Annotated in this window: 17 protein-coding genes; 10 read left to right on the top strand and 7 right to left on the bottom strand. The window is 74.7% G+C overall.

From position 1 onward, the window contains the following. Positions 1-32: 32 nt before the first annotated feature. The 3 genes from ACH499_RS26540 to ACH499_RS26550 form a co-directional block, all read right to left on the bottom strand. Complete coding sequence (locus ACH499_RS26540) at positions 33-383, bottom strand: hypothetical protein (protein WP_356201361.1); 351 nt, start codon at positions 381-383, stop codon at positions 33-35. Between the two features lie 81 nt (positions 384-464). After that, a complete protein-coding gene (locus tag ACH499_RS26545; protein ID WP_356201359.1) occupies positions 465-824 on the bottom strand; it encodes a DUF6479 family protein in 360 nt (119 codons plus the stop codon). A 37-nt stretch (positions 825-861) separates the two neighbouring features. Next, positions 862-1266: a ChaB family protein gene (locus tag ACH499_RS26550; RefSeq protein ID WP_399018805.1), complete on the bottom strand. Its 405-nt coding sequence runs from the start codon at positions 1264-1266 to the stop codon at positions 862-864. A 143-nt stretch (positions 1267-1409) separates the two neighbouring features. Between ACH499_RS26550 and ACH499_RS26555 the strand changes: the two genes are divergently transcribed. From ACH499_RS26555 to ACH499_RS26565, 3 genes are all read left to right on the top strand, one after another. Next, positions 1410-1784, top strand: a complete 375-nt coding sequence (locus ACH499_RS26555; RefSeq protein WP_356201355.1) for a four-helix bundle copper-binding protein — start codon at positions 1410-1412, stop codon at positions 1782-1784. Positions 1785-2165: 381 nt separating this feature from the next. Beyond that, positions 2166-3728, top strand: coding sequence for a phytoene desaturase family protein (locus ACH499_RS26560; RefSeq protein ID WP_399018806.1), 1563 nt, complete (start codon positions 2166-2168; stop codon positions 3726-3728). Between the two features lie 91 nt (positions 3729-3819). After that, positions 3820-4011, top strand: a complete 192-nt coding sequence (locus ACH499_RS26565) for a DUF2795 domain-containing protein (RefSeq protein WP_356201351.1) — start codon at positions 3820-3822, stop codon at positions 4009-4011. Positions 4012-4060: 49 nt separating this feature from the next. Here ACH499_RS26565 and ACH499_RS26570 read toward each other — a convergent pair whose 3' ends face one another. After that, positions 4061-5836: a serine hydrolase gene (locus ACH499_RS26570; RefSeq protein WP_399018808.1), complete on the bottom strand. Its 1776-nt coding sequence runs from the start codon at positions 5834-5836 to the stop codon at positions 4061-4063. Between the two features lie 293 nt (positions 5837-6129). On the opposite strand from ACH499_RS26570, the gene ACH499_RS26575 reads away from it, so the two are divergent. The 6 genes from ACH499_RS26575 (at position 6130) to ACH499_RS26600 (ending at position 11166) form a co-directional block, all read left to right on the top strand. Then, positions 6130-7629, top strand: a complete 1500-nt coding sequence (locus ACH499_RS26575; protein ID WP_399018809.1) for an acyl-CoA synthetase — start codon at positions 6130-6132, stop codon at positions 7627-7629. 47 nt (positions 7630-7676) lie between these two features. Further along, a complete protein-coding gene (locus ACH499_RS26580) occupies positions 7677-8234 on the top strand; it encodes a hypothetical protein (protein WP_399018810.1) in 558 nt (185 codons plus the stop codon). Positions 8235-8293: 59 nt separating this feature from the next. Then, a complete protein-coding gene (locus ACH499_RS26585; protein ID WP_399018811.1) occupies positions 8294-9133 on the top strand; it encodes an alpha/beta fold hydrolase in 840 nt (279 codons plus the stop codon). A 156-nt stretch (positions 9134-9289) separates the two neighbouring features. Beyond that, positions 9290-9499 carry a DUF397 domain-containing protein gene (locus ACH499_RS26590; RefSeq protein WP_392834892.1) on the top strand — a complete coding sequence of 70 codons (210 nt, stop codon included), beginning with the start codon at positions 9290-9292 and terminating at the stop codon, positions 9497-9499. A gap of 160 nt (positions 9500-9659) precedes the next feature. Next, positions 9660-10562: a universal stress protein gene (locus ACH499_RS26595; protein WP_399018812.1), complete on the top strand. Its 903-nt coding sequence runs from the start codon at positions 9660-9662 to the stop codon at positions 10560-10562. 106 nt (positions 10563-10668) lie between these two features. After that, entirely contained in the window at positions 10669-11166 is a 498-nt protein-coding gene (locus ACH499_RS26600) for a hypothetical protein (protein WP_356201339.1), read from the top strand. A gap of 7 nt (positions 11167-11173) precedes the next feature. On the opposite strand, the gene ACH499_RS26605 is transcribed toward ACH499_RS26600, so the two are convergent. After that, entirely contained in the window at positions 11174-13150 is a 1977-nt protein-coding gene (locus ACH499_RS26605; RefSeq protein WP_399018815.1) for an N-acetylmuramoyl-L-alanine amidase, read from the bottom strand. 280 nt (positions 13151-13430) lie between these two features. Continuing rightward, entirely contained in the window at positions 13431-14555 is a 1125-nt protein-coding gene (locus ACH499_RS26610; protein WP_399018817.1) for an aminoglycoside phosphotransferase family protein, read from the bottom strand. Between the two features lie 279 nt (positions 14556-14834). On the opposite strand from ACH499_RS26610, the gene ACH499_RS26615 reads away from it, so the two are divergent. Continuing rightward, positions 14835-16382 carry a hypothetical protein gene (locus ACH499_RS26615; protein ID WP_356201335.1) on the top strand — a complete coding sequence of 516 codons (1548 nt, stop codon included), beginning with the start codon at positions 14835-14837 and terminating at the stop codon, positions 16380-16382. 14 nt (positions 16383-16396) lie between these two features. Here the strand turns inward: ACH499_RS26615 and ACH499_RS26620 are convergent, their stop codons facing one another. Next, the gene (locus ACH499_RS26620; protein WP_399018819.1) at positions 16397-17734 is read right to left on the bottom strand and encodes a SpoIIE family protein phosphatase; all 1338 of its coding nucleotides are present in this window, start codon (positions 17732-17734) and stop codon (positions 16397-16399) included. Between the last annotated feature and the right edge of the window lie 164 nt (positions 17735-17898).

The following is a 17898-nucleotide window of genomic DNA, read 5'->3' on the forward strand; positions in this document are numbered from 1 at the left end:
GTGCCGGAAACTACGCTCCTCCTACATCCGCACTACGTACGGTCACCCTTCGGCCTGCCGCGCTGGTCGGGGGTGCCGTGCGGCGGTGCGCTGAACGGCTGCGGGGACGTCGCGGGGGTCACGGGCGAGCCCTTGCGTCCCTGCCCCTGCTCCGGGCGCAGCGCGCCCGGGTCGCCGGAGGACGGCTGGGCCCCGGACCTCAACTGCTCCAGGCGGGCACCCAGCATCTCCGTCACCGGGAGCCGGTGGGCGTGGGACCGCTCGTACGCGAGCAGTTCCTCCACCTGGTCCGCGTCCAGGGACCGGATGCGGCCCTCCAGCCCGCCGATCGGCAGGTGGTCGTAGTCGGGCAGCGGCAGGGTCTCGCGGGCGTGGTCGGCCATGGTTCTCACTTCCCTGTGTGCGACGGCGTGTGCGTCGGTGTGTACGTCGGCCCGGCCGGGGGCGGGCCAGCGTCCGGCGGGTCAGCGGGCGCCGCCCGGCCCGCCGCCGCCGAACGAACCGCTGCTGCCCTCGCCCCAGCGCGGCCGGTCCTGGCCGGACGCGGTGCGGCTGCCCTGGTGCCTCAGCTCGTGCGGCAGGGTCCGCTCGTCGCTCCTCGGCATCTCCTCGGGCTCCCTGTTCTCCCGGACCTCGCGGACCGGTCCGCCGTCCGGCATCCGGGGCTGCTCCTCGGGCAGCGGAGGCGGTGACTCCCTGCGCTTGAGGCGGCTGCCGAAGGCGAAGGCGCCGATCAGGACCGCCACCACCACGACGGCCGCCACCACCAGCCAGACGCCGGCGGCGCCGGAGCCCGCGGCCATGTCCATCGATGCGCTAGTCATGGAGCGCGGGTACCCGTCGGTCCCGCGGCCAACCTGATCAGCCCGACCGGGCGGCCCGCGTCCGCGAACGGTTCGCCTTGCGGATCGCGGCGAGCAGTTCCGGCTTGCTCATCCGCGAGCGCCCCGACACCTCCAGCCGCTTCGCGATGCCGTACAGGTGCTCCTTCGAGGCGCTCTCGTCCACGCCCTCGCCGCTGCGTCCGCCCTGGCCGCGGGGCCGGGCCGACTGCGGGTCGGAGGGTCCTTTCCGGCCGCCCTCCTTGCGCTCCCAGTGGTCGCCGACCTTCTCGTACTTGTGCTTCAGCGCCCCGTAGGCCACCCGGTGGGCCCGCTCGCCCTCGCCGTACTCCTCGACCGCCGAGTCGTGGGCCTTGATCCAGGTGCGCCGGGCTTCCTCGGGGGACCGTTCCAGGGTCGACGGCAGTTCCTCTCGTCCCGGCATGGGTGCACACCTCCGTGCGTCGTCGGGTTCCTGCTTCCGGAGGGCTCCCGGGTGCCCTCCGGACCCCCGGGAAAACGGGCCCGAGCCCTTGGGAACACCGGCCTCCGGGGTTTGGCGGCGGACCCGGCGGCAACCCGCGAGGTGTGACACCGACGACTTCCCAGCAGGAACTGTTCCGCTTCCTCGAGGACCGCTTCGCCTGCGCGCAGGCCTGCGCCGAGTGCGCGCGGGCGTGCGCGGTGCGGGCGAGCCTCGTCGACCCGGACGGGACGGAGTACCAGGAGCTCGTGCGACGCAAGGGCATCATGTGCGCGGAGGTGTGCGACGCGACCTGCCGGGTGCTGTCCGAGCAGAACCAGGTCGACGAGGCCGCCATCCGCGTCCAGGTGGAGTGGTGCCGCCAGGTGTGCCTGGAGAGCGCGCACGTCTTCGACAAGCAGCAGGGCGCCGAGGAGAGCGCGGAGGCGTGCCGCGCCTGCGCCCGGGCCTGCGGAGAGTTCCTCGACACCTTGCGCTGACCCGGGCGGGTCCGGTGCCGCCGGTCCGGGCGGGCGGGTGCCGGACGGCCGTACGGGGCCGCCGCCGTGTCGAGACCGTGGGCGCCCCGCGTCACGTCCGGCCCGGCGGCCTCCACCAGGTCGGCGATCTTCCGGGCCGACCGGTGCTCCTCGTAGGCGGTCTCCGGCTCGGCGTGCAGGCTGTGGCTGAGGGCGAGGACGTCGTCCTGGCGGCGGGTGGCGTCGGCACGGGGGCGTTCGCGCAGGGGTTCCAGGCGCACCGCCCTGCTGATGCGCACCCACCGGCGGGCCGGCCTCCCCGTGCGCCCCGCCGGGGGGCCCACCGGCCGTACCCCTGACCGGACCCTGGCCGCCCGGCGACCCCTCGTGCTACCAAGAGCCATGACCCCGCCCCGCGCCTCCCGCGCCTACGACGCCGTCATCGTCGGCGGCGGCCACAACGGACTGGTCGCCGCCGCCTACCTGGCCCGAGCGGGGCGCTCCGTGCTGGTGCTGGAGCGGCTCGGGCACACCGGGGGCGCGGCCGTGTCCACCCGCCCGTTCGCCGGGGTCGACGCACGGCTGTCCCGGTACTCGTACCTGGTCAGCCTGCTGCCCCCGAAGATCGTGCGGGACCTGGGCCTCGACTTCCGGGTACGCGCCCGCACCGTCTCCTCGTACACGCCGGCCGAGCGGCACGGGCGGCCCACCGGTCTGCTGGTCGGCGGGGACGAGCGGCGGACCAGGGAGTCCTTCGCCGCGCTGACCGGGGCGGACCGGGAGTACGCCGCCTGGCAGCGCTTCTACGGCATGACCGGTCACGTCGCCCGCCGGGTCTTCCCGACCCTCACCGAACCACTGCCCACCCGGGACGAGCTGCGCCGCCGGATCGACGACGAGGACGCCTGGCGGGCCCTGTTCGAGGAGCCGGTCGGCGTCGCGATCGAGGAGCACTTCGCGGACGACCTGGTACGGGGAGTGGCCCTCACCGACGCGCTGATCGGTACCTTCGCCGACGCCCACGACCCCACGCTGCGGCAGAACCGCTGTTTCCTGTACCACGTGATCGGCGGCGGCACGGGCGCCTGGGACGTCCCCGTCGGCGGCATGGGCGCCCTCACCGACGCCCTGGCCGGTGCGGCGCGCGCAGCGGGCGCCGTGCTCGCCACCGGGCACGAGGCGGTACGCGTCGACACGGACGGGACGACGGCCGAGGTCACCTACCGGACGGCCGACGGCGAGGGCGTCGCCGCCGCGCGCCACGTCCTGGTGAACGCCGCGCCGCGCGAGCTGGCCGCCCTCGCCGGCCAGGCGCCGCCCGCGCCCGCAGAGGGCGCCCAGCTCAAGGTCAACATGCTGCTGACGCGGCTGCCGAGACTGCGCGATCCCGCGGCCGACCCGCGCGAGGCCTTCGCCGGGACCTTCCACATCGCGGAGGGCTACGAGCAACTGGCCGCCGCCTACGCCGACGCCGCGGCCGGCGAGCCGCCGGCCGCGCCGCCCTCCGAGATCTACTGCCACTCGCTGACCGACCCCACGATCCTCGCCCCCGACCTCGCCGAGCGGGGCCTGCACACCCTCACCCTGTTCGGTCTCCACACCCCCGCCCGGCTCTTCGCCCACGACAACGACGCAGTCCGGGACGAGCTGCTGAAGGCGACGCTCGCCCAGCTCGACGCCCATCTGGCCGAGCCCCTCGCGGACTGCCTCGCCACCGACGCCGACGGACGGCCCTGCATCGAGGCCAGATCGCCGCTGGACCTGGAGCGCGACCTGCGGCTGCCCGGCGGCAACATCTTCCACCGCGAGCTGTCCTGGCCCCATGCCGCCGAGGGCACCGGCCGCTGGGGTGTGGAGACCGGGCAGCCGAACGTCCTGCTGTGCGGGGCGGGCGCGGTGCGCGGGGGAGGGGTGAGCGGGGTGCCGGGGCACAACGCGGCGATGGCCGTCCTGGAGCACGGCTGAGAGGGGGACCGGACGCATGTGTCGGGCCGGTCCGGGTACCGCGACATAACGGAAATTCCGGACGCATGATCCGTACGACAAGGAGCCCGTCATGGCGGACCTCAGCCCCATCGACCTGCAGAAGGCCCTCAGCGGCATGGACTACCCGGCGGACAAGAAGGCGCTCGTCGACTGCGCCCGCAGGAACAAGGCCGACGACAAGGTCGTCAGCCGTCTCGACGGCCTGAAGGAGAACCGCTTCGACGGGCCGAACGAGGTGCAGAAGGCCGTGTTCAACGGATAGCCCCGCCCCCGTGGGCCGGCCCCGCCGCGGAGGCCGGCCCGGGCCCGGTCTAGTCGGCCGACGGCGTCCAGCCCACCGCCTCGATCCGCGCCGCGTCCGCCGGACGCGCGCCGTCGAACAGGACGCCGTCGGCCGCCTCCAGGCGCAGCCCGTCGACGTACGCCCCGCGGCCCACGTACAGCCGGTCGGTGGTGTACCGCCAGCGCAGGACGAGCCCCCGCGCGGCCGGCAGCTCCGCCGTCAGCCGGTGCCACGCGCGCCCCGACCACCCCGAGACCGCGCCGGCCGGATGCGCCTCGGGCTCCCCGCCGCGGCGCGTGGTCGTGAAGGGCACCGGCCGCCAGGTGGCGCCGCCGTCCGTGGAGGCCTCCAGGGCGAGCGGGTCCGACCCGGGCTCGGTGTCCCACCACAGCGCGCACCGCAGCCGCGCCCGCCCGGCGGAGGTGTCCAGCGCGGGCAGCGTGAGGGTGGCCGACGCGGAGTTCGCCGTGCCCGAGAACCAGGCGGTACGCCCGTGCGCCGGGCGGACGGGCACCGCACGCGCCATGTTGGTGCCGGCGGCGACCCGGGGGGCCGACCCCGAACGCCAACTGCGCACCGGATGGACGGAGTTGCCGAGAACCACCAGGAACGAGTCGGTCGTCGGGTCGAGCACCAGCGAGGTGCCGGTGAAGCCGGTGTGCCCGGCCGTGCGCGGGGTGGCCATGGCGCCCATGTACCAGTGCTGGTAGAGCTCGAAGCCGAGGCCGTGCTCGTCGCCGGGGAAGTCGGTGTTGAAGTCCGTGAACATCAGCTCCACCGACTCGGGCCGCAGGATCCGCGCCCGCCCGTAGACGCCGCCGTTCAGGAGGGTACGGCCGAGCACCGCGAGGTCCCACGCGCAGGAGAACACCCCCGCGTGGCCGGCGACCCCGCCCAGGCTGAAGGCGTTCTCGTCGTGCACCTCGCCCCACACCAGCCCCCGGTCGAGGCCGGACCAGGGCCGCCGGGCGTCCTCGGTGGCCGCGATCTTCGGCCGCCAGGAGGCGGGCGGGTTGTAGCGCGTGCGGCGCAGTCCGAGGGGGCCGGTGACCTCCTCGCGCAACAGGACGTCCAGCGTGCGGCCGGTGACCTCCTCCAGCACCAGTTGGAGCGAGATCATGTTCAGGTCCGAGTAGAGGTACGCGGTGCCGGGCGGGCTGACCGGCGCCTCGTCGAAGACCAGTCGGACCTTCTCCTCGTACGTCGGCGCGCTGTAGAGCGGGATCCACGCACGGAAACCCGAGGTGTGGGTCAGCAGGTGACGTAACGTCACGTCCCGCTTGCCCGCACGCCCGAAGTCCGGCAGGTACGAGGCGACCGGCGCCTCCAGCTCCAGTGCTCCCCGCTCGATCTGCTGCACGGCGAGCAGCGAGGTGAACAGCTTGGAGATCGACGCCAGGTCGAACACCGTGTCCTCGGCCATGGGGATCTGCTGCCCGGCCGGGAACTCCACGCCGGTGTCGGTCGCCTCGTCGTACGCCCGGTAGCGCACCGCCATGCCGATCGGCTCGTGCAGCGCCACCGTGCCGCCGCGCCCGGCGAGGAGCACGGCGCCCGCGTACCACGGGTGCTTGGGGGAGGGGCCGAGGAACGCCTCGGCGTCGCTGACCAGTTGGCGCAGGTGTCCGCGCAGCAGCCCGGCCCGCTCCGCCGAACCGCGGCTCAGGGTCGGGTGGCCGGACCTGTCCGCGGCGGCCCGCGCGGGTCCGGCCGCGAACGGGGCGATGGCCAGCGCACCGCCCAACGCCAGGGCCCCGGCGCCCAGTTGCCGTCGGCTGAATCCGCTCGTCCCCTGACCGGCCATCGAAGAGCCTCCCGCCGCCGAAGCTGAAAGTATCTTTCCCGGATCGCCGTGCGGAGTGAAACTTTCCTGTCAGTGACGGGTCGTGTCAATGGGTCGCGCGGGACCCGGGGGGCCGTGGGCGCACGGTGCCCGCCGCACGGGCGGCGGGACGGCCCGGCCCGGCGCACCCCCTCGGCGTGGGGGACGACGGGACGTCCCGCTCCCGACAGCGCGACGTGACCCGCTTCCGACCGGCCCGGACGTTCCGCGCCGGGTGGCTTGACCCGCCCAGCCGCCCGGCCCAGGATCAGCTCATGAAGCCCGGACACCGCAGCACGGTCGACGGGGTGCTGCGACGCAGCGCCCGCCGCACCCCCGCACGCGTCGCGGTGGAGTACCGCGACCGCACCTGGACGTACGAGGAACTCGACACCGCGGTCTCCCGCGCGGCGAGCGTCCTGAGGGAGCGCGGACTGGCGCCCGGCGACCGGGTCGGCGCCTACGGGCACAACTCCGACGCCTATCTGATCGCCTTCCTCGCCTGCGCCCGCGCCGGCCTCGTGCACGTCCCCGTCAACCAGAACCTCACCGGCGACGACCTCGCCTACCTCGTCGGCCAGTCCGGCAGCGCGCTCGTCCTCGCCGACCCGGACCTCGCCGGACGCCTGCCCGAGGGCGTGCCCGTCCTGCCGCTGCGCGACGCCGACGGCTCCCTGCTCGACCTGCTGGCCGCGGCACCCGCGTACGACGGGCCCGAGCCCGACGGCGAGGACCTGGTGCAGCTCCTGTACACCTCGGGCACCACCGCGCTGCCCAAGGGCGCGATGATGACGCACCGGGCCCTGGTGCACGAGTACCTCAGCGCCATCACCGCGCTGGACCTCGCCGCGGACGACCGCCCCGCGCACGCGCTGCCCCTCTACCACTCGGCGCAGACGCACGTCTTCCTGCTGCCCTACCTCGCCGTCGGCGCGACCAACGTCATCCTGGACGCCCCGGACGGGGACCGCCTCCTCGACCTGATCGAGGCCGGCCGCGTGGACAGCCTGTTCGCGCCGCCCACGGTGTGGATCGCCCTCGCGGGCCGCCCCGACTTCGCCACCCGCGACCTCGACGGCCTGCGCAAGGCCTACTACGGGGCGTCGATCATGCCGGTGCCCGTGCTGGAGCGCCTGCGCGAGCGCCTGCCGCACCTGGCGTTCTACAACTGCTTCGGCCAGAGCGAGATCGGTCCCCTCGCCACCGTCCTCGGCCCCGGCGAGCACGAGGGCCGCATGGACTCCTGCGGCCGGCCCGTCCTGTTCGTCGAGGCACGGGTGGTCGACGAGGACGGCAAGGACGTGCCCGACGGGACCCCCGGCGAAGTCGTCTACCGCTCCCCGCAGTTGTGCGAGGGCTACTGGGACAAGCCCGAGGAGACCGAAGCGGCCTTCCGCGACGGCTGGTTCCACTCCGGCGACCTCGCCGTGCGGGACGCCGACGGCTACCTCACCATCGTCGACCGGGTGAAGGACGTCATCAACTCCGGCGGCGTGCTGGTCGCCTCCCGCCAGGTGGAGGACGCCCTCTACACCCACGAGGCCGTCGCCGAGGCCGCCGTGGTGGGGCTGCCCGACGAACGCTGGATCGAGGCGGTCACGGCGGTCGTCGTCCGCCGCGGCGAGGTCACGGAGGACGAACTGATCGCCCACACCCGCGACAGGCTGACGCCCTTCAAGGCCCCCAAGCGGGTCCTGTTCGTCGACACCCTGCCCCGCAACGCCAGCGGCAAGATCCTCAAACGGGAGCTGCGCGACCGCTTCGCCGGTTCCTGAGGACCGCGTGCGGCCGCGCCTGCGCCCCCTCCGATAGGGTCCGGCGGGTGACAGCGCTCGACGCACTCGTCCGTATGTGCCCGCCGCCCACCGGGCCGCCGCCCGCCGTGGACTGGGCCGGGGCCGAACGGGCCCTGGGCACGGCGCTGCCCTCCGACTACAAGCGGCTCGTGGAGACGTACGGCGACGGCGTCTTCGACGAGATGGTCTGGCTGCTCGTGCCCGGCTCCGCCCACGACGACTGCGACCTGCTCGCCCGGACCGCCGAACAGGACGGGACACTCGCCCGGTTGTGGGGCGCGGGCGAGGAGAGGCCCGCCTGCCTGCTGGAGGAGGGCGCGCGTGTCCTGCCGTGGGCGCACGAGGAAGGCACGGGCGCCTTCCTGTACTGGCTGGTGCTCCCCGGGCGGCATCCCGACGACTGGACGGTCCTCTGCAACGAGGGCCGCGGCCCCCTGTGGGAGCACCACGACACCGGATGCCTCGCCTTCCTTTCGGCGGTGCTCGGCGGGACCGCGCAGACGGAGTACTTCGGCCACCTCCACGAGGCGCTGGAGCCGTCCGCGCACCGCTTCACCCCGGCCGGCGAGATCCTCGGATCCTGACGGCGGCGGCGCGGCAACCCCGTTGCGGCGCGATGCGGGCGGCGGTCATGATCGACGCCATGCCGATCTTCACCGCGTACGACGGGACCCCGCTCGCCCACCACGTCCGGGGCGAGGGGGAGCCCCTGGTCGTCCTGCCGGGCGGCCCCATGCGGGCCTCCGCCTACCTGGGCGACCTCGGCGGTCTCGCGGACCACCGGCGCCTGGTCCTGCTCGACCTGCGCGGCACCGGCGACTCCGCCGTCCCCGCGGACCCGGCGACGTACCGCTGCGACCGGCTCGTGGACGACGTGGAGGCACTGCGTGTCCACCTCGGCCTGGAGCGCATGGACGTCCTCGCGCACTCGGCGGGCGGCAGCCTCGCCCTGCTGTACGCGGCCCGTCACCCCACCCGCGTCCGGCGGCTCGTCCTGGTCACCGCCACGCCGTGGGCGCTCGGGATGCCCGCCACCGCCGAGGACCGGCTCGCGGCGGCGCTGCTGCGCGAGGACGAACCCTGGTTCGAGGAGGCGTACGGGCCCTTCCGGGCCTGGCCGGCCGGGACCGGCGACTACGACCCGGCCTTCGCCCCCTTCTTCCACGGGCGCTGGGACGACACCGCCCGCGCCCACGAGGCCCGCGGCGACGAGGAGACCAACGACGAGGCCGCCGACGTCTTCCTGTCCCCGGAGGCCTTCGACCCGCCCGCCACCCGCGCCGCCCTCGCCCGCTGCACCGCCCGCGTCCTCGTCCTCGCGGGCGAACTCGACGGCGGGCCCCGTCCGGAACTCGCCCGGCGTGCCGCCCGCGTCCTCCCGCACGCCGAGGTCGCGGTCCAGCAGGGAGCCGGGCACTACCCCTGGCTCGACGACCCGCGCCGCTTCGTCCACCGGGTCGCCGCCTTCCTCGGGGACGGCTGAGCCGTCCGGCACCGGGAAGCGGGGGCGCGGATCCCCCGAAAGGAGCCCCTCGTGCGGCCTGTCGGCCGTCCGGACCGGTCGCTAGGCTGGCCCGCGGACGACGACAGAGGGAGGAGCACGGACGTGGCCGACAGCACCACCCACCAGCGCCCGCTCATGGGCTGGCACAAGCCGGAGCTGGATCTCAGCAACGCGCAGTGGCAGTCCAGCAGCCGGGGCCTGGGGGATGTCCAGATCGCCTTCGTCGAGGGGTTCATCGCCATGCGCAACAGCGGCAGCCCGGGCAGCCCCTCCCTGATCTTCACCCCCGCGGAGTGGGGCGCGTTCGTCTCCGGAGCGCGGGAAGGGGAGTTCGACCTCACCTGACCCGGCGGGGCGAGGAACCGAGGCCGGAGCCGTCCGGCCGATCCGGGGGTGTTCCGCCCCGTTTTCCGGACACGCGACCGTGAGCGCCCCGTCGGGGCCGACGCCTGAGCGAGGCTGGCGTCCGAGGGGGGAAGGTCGTACTCCCGGAGGTGAGGAACCCATGAGCACCCTGCCGGTCATCGCGGCGGTCGACGGTTCGCAGGACAGCCTGCGCGCCCTGGACTGGGCCCTCGACGCGGCCCGCGGGCGCGGGGCGCCGCTGCGGGTGGTGCACGTACGGCAGTACGCCGCCTGGGCGCAGACCGACGTGCTGGTCGCGGGCCCACCGGACACCGGCGAGGACCCGGTGCTCGAGGAGGCCCGTGCCCACCTGGGCGAGCGGGCCGGCGCGCCGCGGACCGAGTACCTGAGCATGGAGGGCGTACCGGGCGCCGTCCTGCCCGAACTGGGCGCCGACGCCCAGTTGCTGGTGCTCGGCTCCCGGGGCCGCGGCGGCTTCGCCAGCCTGCTGCTCGGCTCCAACGGCATGGCCGCCGCCCGGGACGCCGAATGCCCCGTCGTCGTGGTGCCCCGCCCCGGCCGCGAGGTGCACGGCGAGCCACCGGCCGAGCCCGGCCCGAGGGTGGTCGTCGGCCTGCTCGTGGACAGCCCCGACGACGCGCTGCTGTCCTTCGCCTTCGCCGAGGCCGAGCGGCGTGGCGCCCGCCTCCAGGTCGTGGCCGCCTACCCCTGGCCGGTGCAGACCTGGGCCGCCGCGGGCCAGATGATGCCTCTGGTGATCGACGAGGTCTCCGTCGAGAGCGAGACCCGTGTCCTGGCCGACGGCTGCCTCGCGCCCTACCGGGGACGCCACCCCGGCGTCCGCGCCGACACGTCCGTCCTGGCCGGGGACGCGGCGGGGCACCTCGTCGCCGCCTCCCGCGACGCCGACCTGGTCGTCGTCGGCCGGCACCGCCGCCGGCTGCTGGCCCCCGCCCGCATGATGGGGTCGGTCACCCACGCAGTCCTGCTGCACGCGGCGTCCCCGGTCGCGGTGGTGCCACCCGCCCCGGCGCAGGAGTGAGCGCGCACGGCTCGCCGGCGACCCGGCGCACCCGCCGCCGGGCACCGCGCGCACCGGACGCCCGCCCGCACTCCGTCCGGGGGGCCCGGCCACGTACCATGGCGGCATGTCGTTCCTCCGCCGCCGCAGTGCCACGCCCGCCGGGCCCGACTTCGACGTACTGGCCATGGACCCGGGTGACTGGCCCGGGAACCTGGGCGCCGGACTGCTGCCCGCCCCCGACGGGAGCTGCCAGGGCGTCTTCCTGCGCTACGACCTGTTCGGCGGCCGCGGCCCCGCCATGATCATCGGCAATCTGCCGGAGGGCTCCCCGGCCCGCGACGTCCCCGAGGGCGAGATCCCCTTCGAGGTGGGCCAGCTCCTCCTCGCCCTGGAGAACGACGAGGAGATCACCGTCGTCGGCACCGAGGACGTCCCGGTGATGCAGGGCGACAACCTGCTCATCGTGCGCCGCCTCAAGCTCTCCGAGAGCCGGATCTCCTGTGTGCAGTTCGACCGCAGCGACGGCGTCCTGGTGACCATCGCCGCCTGGGACCGCCCCATCACCGACGACCTGTACGCCCTGCTGAAGCCGCTCCCGGCGGAGCTTTTCCAGCAGGGCTGACCGGCGGCTACCGCGCGGGGACGAGCGTGACGTCGGCGGCGCGCACGTACGCGACCCGGTGGCCGTACTGGATCTCGTAGTACAGGTCCTGGCCGGTCACCACCCGGTGGTTCGCCTCGTCGAAGGTGACCGCGTAGAAGTACTCGCCGGGCACCTTGTCACCGGCCACGTACTTCTGCCCCTTCGGCAGCGTGTACCGCAGCGGTGACACGGCCTGGGCGGGCACTCCCGCCGGATAGGCGGCCTTCTCGGGATAGGCGCGCCCGTACACCGGCACGCTCTCCAGACCGGCGCGCGGGGTGATCAGCCGGCCGGACGCGGGAACCGCCGCCGGGCTGCGCCCCGGGTTGTGGAACCAGGCCTTCTGCCCCAGGTACCAGATCGCGGTCCAGTCGCCCCACCGGTCGGCCACCGCGAACTGCTGGCCCGTGGAGACCCGCGAGGACAGGTCGTTCACGCCGGTCGTCGGGGCGGAGCCCAGGCCGATGTCCTTGATCAGCGGCGCGTTCACGTCGTGGTCGGAGTACAGCCGCACCTCGCTGGAGCCGTGCGCCGCGCAGGGCTCGCCGGCCGTGTCGCAGCCGGTGTACTCCGGGCGGTTCGCCGCGTAGTCGGGCCGGATCGTCACCATGGGGGAGTTCGGTCCCGCGGTCGGCTCGAAGGGGCGGCCCAGAAGCCGGAAGTAGTGCCGCCAGTCCCAGTACGGGCCCGGGTCGGTGTGCATGCCCGGGACCGTGGACGTGGTCGGGCCGGGCACGTTGTCGTGGCCCAGGATGTGCTGGCGGTCCAGCGGGATGCCGTACTTCCGGGCGAGGTACTTCACCAGCCGGGCCGACGACCGGTACATCGCCTCCGTGTACCAGGCGTCCGGCTCGGCGAGGAAGCCCTCGTGCTCCAGGCCGACGGAGTTCGCGTTGACGTACCAGTTGCCCGCGTGCCAGGCCACGTCCTCCGCCTTCACGTGCTGGGCGATGTGGCCGTCGGTGGAGCGCAGCGTGTAGTTCCACGACACGTACGTCGGGTCCTGCACCATGTTCAGCACGCCGTCCCAGGCGCCCTCCGTGTCGTGCACGACGATGTACCGGATGCGCTGGGAGGCGGGGCGGTTCCCCAGGTCGTGGTTTCCGTAGTCGCCGTCCCCGAACTCCTCGTACGGCGCCGGGATCCACTCGCAGGACACCGACCGCGGGCACTCGGTGCCGGCCGAGGCGGCGGCCCGCAGGCCGGTGCGCGCGAGCTGCGCCGTGTCCGGCGCCACGTCCGGGCGGGCGGCCAGCGCGACCCGCTGGCCGGCGTCCGTGGTCCGCCGCTCACCCGTGCGGATCACCTCGAACACGTCGTTCGCGTACGCCGCCGCCGTCGCGGAGTCGTCGGCGCCGGAGAAGCGGGCCACCGCCCCGTACCAGTCCGCCGGGTCCGCGCTGAGCGGCTCGCCCGCCTCCCGCTGCGCGGCGGCGAGCAGGGCGGCACCGCCCGCCACGTTCGCGGCCGGGTCGGTGCGCAGTTCCCCGGGGCTCAGGCCGGTCAGCTCGGCCGCCCTCGGCAGCGTGGTCAGCCGGGCCGGCAGCGCACCGGCCGCCGGGGGCCGCGCCTCACGCGGGCGCAGCGGGGGGCGGGCGTCGTCGCCGCGCGGATCCTCCGTGCCCTCGCTGTGGTGCGACGCCCCGGCCAGCGCGGTCCGGGCGTCCGTGAGGTGCATGGGGCCGTAGCCGCCGGTCACGCTCGGCGCCCCGGCGTGCGCGTCCCAGCGGGACTGGAGGTAGGAGACGCCGAGCAGGACGGACTGCGGCACGTGGTACTCGGCCGCCGCCGCGGCGAACGCCCGCTGGAGCCGGTCCGGGGCGGGCGGCGCCCCTGCCGGCTCGGCGGGCGGGGCCGCGCCGAGCAGCGGCAGCACCAGTGCCGCGGCGGCCAGGGCACCCGCCGTCGCACGGAGGCGTCTGCCGTCGGGAGAGGGCTGGGGAACGGTGGCGGATCCTCGCAAAGCGGCCTCCTGTGACGGTCGGGCGTGACGGGGCGTGCGGGTCCGGACGTGGGGTCAGTGGTACCCGCCGGTCCGACGATCCGTCAATCATGCCGACCGCGGGGTGATTTCCCATGTCAGCTGGGGGCGCGGCGAGTTTCGCGGCGGCGGCACGCGGGCCTGCGGGGCGTCACTGGCGTACACCAATGACCCTGGCGGACCGTCCCGGACAGACGAAATCCGCGGTGCGCCCTCGAGGGCGCACCGCGGATTCCCGTCGCGCGCTTCGCCGCCGGCCGCGTCAGCGCGTGCCGACCGCCGCGCGTACGGCCCGCCGGGCCAACTGGCAGTCGTCGTGCAGCCGCCGCAGCAGCAGCCGCTGCTCCTCACCGGACGGCACGGCGCCCGCGGGAGCCGGCGCCGCCTCCTGCATCGACCGCTGCACGGCCGTCTCGTACGTGCGGATCTCCCGCGTCAGCACGAGCATCAGGTTCACCAGGAACGCGTCGCGCGCCGCGGTCCCCTGGGCCTGGGCGATCTGGCTGATCTGGCGGCGGGCCACCGGGGCGTCACCGAGGACCGACCACAGGGTCGCCAGGTCGTACCCCGGCAGGTACCAGCCCGCGTGCTCCCAGTCGACCAGCACCGGACCGGCCGGCGACATCAGGATGTTGGACAGCAGCGCGTCGCCGTGGCAGAACTGCCCCATGCCCTGGCGCCCCGCCGCGTGGGCGATGCCGTGCAGCAGCTTCTGGAGGTCCCCCAGGTCCCGGTCGGTGAGCAGCCCCAGTTCGTGGTAGCGGGAGATCCGCGCCGCGTAGTCCAGCGGGGCGTCGAAGGTCCCCGCCGGCGGGCGCCAGGCGTTGAGCCGGCAGATCGCCCCCAGCGCCGCCCTGATGTCCGTCCGCGGCGGCGCCTCCCTCGGGTGCCGGTGCAGTGCCGCGGGACGCCCCGGCATCCGCTCGATCACCAGTGTGCCGTTGTCCGGATCCGCCGCGATCAGCCTCGGCACCCGCACCGGAGGGCGGAGCCGGACGAACGAGCGGTATGCCCCTATCTCGTGCCGGATCCGCTCCGACCACGCGGGGGAGTGGTCCAGTAAGCACTTGGCCACCGCCGTGCTGCGTCCGGTCGTGCCGACCAGGAGGACGGACCGCCCGCTGCGGCGCAGCACCTGCACCGGGGTGAACTCGGGGCAGATCCGGTGCACGGAGGCGATCGCCGTGCGCAGCTCGGCACCCTGGGCGCCGGACAGGTCGATTCTGCCGCTGAGCGGCTGCGCGCCGGCTCCCGGGCCCCGACGTGCCCTGCCCGCCCCGAGCACCGGGGCCGCCGGACGCGCGGGGGCGAGGTAGGGGCCGCCACCCGCCGGGCGGGGGTGGAGCGATCGCTGCGGGGCGGCCACGGAGGACGATGCTGCGTACATGGGCGATACAGATCCCTTCGTGTGCCTGCTGTGCCTGTCTGGAGGCGCCGCCCGCCGGAACGGGCGCGCCTTCCGAGAAGCCGTCGCGCCACCCGCCCGGCCGCCGGAGGCCACCCTGGGGAGTACCCCCGCGGTGACCGGGTCAGGTGGCGCATTCCTACCTGACACCCGGCCGCCCGTGGCACACCATCTGGCGCACCCTGGCGAACGGTGGCGAATAGTCGCCCGGCAACCCCCACCGGGCTACTGTCAACTCAGCCGAGAACCTGGGGGCTTGACGTGAGCGGAGAACCCAACACCCGTCTGTCGGACCTGTTCGGCCTGGCCGGCTGGTCCAAGGGCGAACTCGCGAGGCTGGTCAACCGGCGGGCGGCGGCCATGGGCCACCCCCAGCTCGCGACCGACACCTCGCGGGTGCGGAGGTGGATCGACATGGGAGAGATCCCGCGCGATCCGGTACCGCGGGTGCTGGCGGTTCTGTTCACCGAGCGTCTCGGCCGTGTCGTGACCATCGAGGACCTGGGTCTGGTCCGGCACGGGCGTGCGGGGAAACGGCAGCCGGACGGCGGGAGCGAGCAGCATCCCGACGGCGTGCCGTGGGCGCCCGAGCGGACAGCGGCGGTCCTCACCGAATTCACGGGAATGGACCTCATGCTCAACCGACGCGGCTTGGTGGGCGCGGGTGCCGCGCTCGCCGCGGGATCAGCACTCAGCAGCGCCATGCACGACTGGCTGCACACCGACCCGGCCCTTGCTGCCGAAGCCCCCCACTCCACCGACCCCCTGCACGCGGACCCCGCCGGGTTCGACCGGTACGAGGCCGCCCCCGTCGGGTGGCAGGAGATCGAGGAACTGGAGCGCTCGGTGGAGGTGTTCCGCGCCTGGGACGCCGCCCGGGGAGGCGGGCTCCAGCGCAAGGCGGTGGTGGGCCAGCTCAACGAGGTGGGCGGCATCCTCGCCTACCACCACCCGCCGCATCTCCAGCGGCGCCTGTGGGGCGTCGCCGCCAACCTCGCCGTCCTCGCGGGCTGGATGTCCCACGACGTGGGCCTGGAACCCACGGCGCAGAAGTACTTCGTCATCGCCGCGCACGCCGCCCGCGAGGGCGGCGACCGTCCCCGGGCCGGGGAGGCCCTGTCCCGGGCGGCCCGCCAGATGGTGCACCTGGGCCGGCCCGACGAGGCGCTGGACCTGATGAAGCTCGCCCAGTCCGGCTCCGGCGACCGACTGCTGCCGCGCACCCGGGCGATGTTCCACACCATCGAGGCGTGGGCGCAGGCGTCGATGGGCAAGGGCCAGGCGATGCGCCGCACGCTCGGGCAGGCCGAGGACCTGTTCGTCTCCGACCGGAACGACACCGAGCCGCCGGACTGGATGCAGACCTTCAAGGACGAGGATCTGTACGGCATGACGGCGCTCGCCTACCGCACGCTGGCGGAGTTCGACCCGGGCGCGGCGGTGCACGCCCGGCACTACGCCGAGAAGGCGCTGGAGCTGCGGGTCGACGGCCGCGAGCGGTCGAAGATCTTCGACCATCTGTCCATGGCGTCGGCCTGCTTCATCGCGGACGACCCGGAACAGGCGGACCGCTACGCCCGGCTGGCCCTGATGTCGATGGGCTCCAACTCCTCCCAGCGGACCTGGGACCGGCTGCGCGAGATGTACCGGCTCACCGCCGAGTACGCGGGCTATCCGAAGATCCAGGAATTGCGGGAGGAGATCGAACTCGCGCTGCCCAGGGCGAGGTCCGCCAAGGGCTCGTCCAAGGCTGCGGCCAAGGGCTCGCCCAAGGGCGGGCAGAAGGGCGGCCGGACGGCACAGGCGTAGCGCCGGAGCCGCTGCTACGCGGTCACCCGCGCGACCAGCAGGCAGGCGTCGCCCTCACGCACGGGTGTGCCGAACTCCTCCGTCAGGATCCGTACGCCGTCCCGCGCCGAGCGCACGTCGGCCAGTCGCGGGGCGAGGGCGAGGAGCCGGTCCCGTCCTGCCCGCGGGTCCTGTCCCCGCCGCCCGGGCACCAGGCCGCGGGTGTGCAGGAGCAGCAGGTCACCGGTCTCCAGGGTCTCCCGGGTCCGCCCGCTCAGCGCGCGCCCCGTCCCGTCGCGGAACAGCAGCGGGACGGGGTGTCCGCCGTGCGCCCACGTCAGGGTGCGCGTGCCGGGCCGGTAGCCGCAGCACAGGACGCCGGCGAGGGGCGGCAGCGCGGTGTCCTCGAGCAGCCTGCCGAGCAGATCCGGCACGTCCTCGGGCGGGGTGCCCGCCGCGGCCAGGCCGCGCAGGGCTCCGAGCAGCAGGTGGGTGCCGTCGGGGGCGGAGCCGGCGAGTTCGCCGACGCTGAGCAGGGTCCCGTCGCCGGCGAGCGCGCACGCGTCGTACCAGCCGCCGCCCCCGGGGGCGCCGGGTGCGGGCAGGTGCGCGGCGGCGAGGTCCAGGGCGGGCCGGTCCCGCGCGGGGAACCGCAGGAGGGCGCGCCAGGAGCGCGGCACGGCCTCCCGCGGTTCCGTCGCGGCCCGCCGCTCGTCGCCCGCGGGCCACGGGCGGCGGTGGAGCGAGTCACGGGTCTCGCTCACCGCCCGCTGGCTGCGGCGCAGTTCGCTGACGTCCCGCAGCACCGCCCACATCGAGGCGGTGCTGCCGTCGGCGTCGAGCACGGGCTCGCCCATCATGTGCACGGTGCGCACGGTGCCGTCGGGGCGTACGACGCGGAACTCACCGTCGACGGGCCGGGCGTCCACGAGGCAGTCCGTGACCATCGCGGTCAGCTTCGGCCGGTCCGCGGGGAGCACCCGGGACGGCAGTTCGTCGAGGCCGAGCGGGGCGGTGGCGGCCGGGTCCAGGCCGAGGATCCGGTACAGCTCCCCGGACCAGTCGGCCTCGTCGGTCAGCAGGTTCCACTCCGCGCTGCCGACCCGGCCGATCAGTGATCCGCTCCGGGGCGCGGGCGCCGGGCCGTCCCGCAGTTGTGCCAGGTGCGCGTCGAGGTCGCTGAGCTGATGCAGCGCCAGCTCGTACAGCGCTCGCTGCCATCGTCCCCGTGGGTCCGCCGTGTCGCACCGCATTCCCCGCCGTACGGCGTCCACGTCGCCCCGCAGCCGCCGCGCCTGAGTGATCAGTGCCTCGACCGAGCCGCGTTCCGGCGGTGGGGCGGCCGGGCGGTCCGCGGAGAGGGGAGACGACATGACGCACTCCGGTGTGCTGACGGTCGACCAGGGCGGGACCGAAGGGGGGCGTAACGACCGCTACGACTGTTGCACAGCCCACGACGCGCCGTAAGGGATTTGGCAGCACACGATCCGGTGGTGCTTCCGGCATATGCCAGTGTCCTGCCGAAGTGGCCCGGGCG

The sequence above is a fragment of the Streptomyces sp. NPDC018947 genome (assembly GCF_044390505.1).
In the GTDB taxonomy this organism is placed as follows: Bacteria; Actinomycetota; Actinomycetes; order Streptomycetales; family Streptomycetaceae; genus Streptomyces.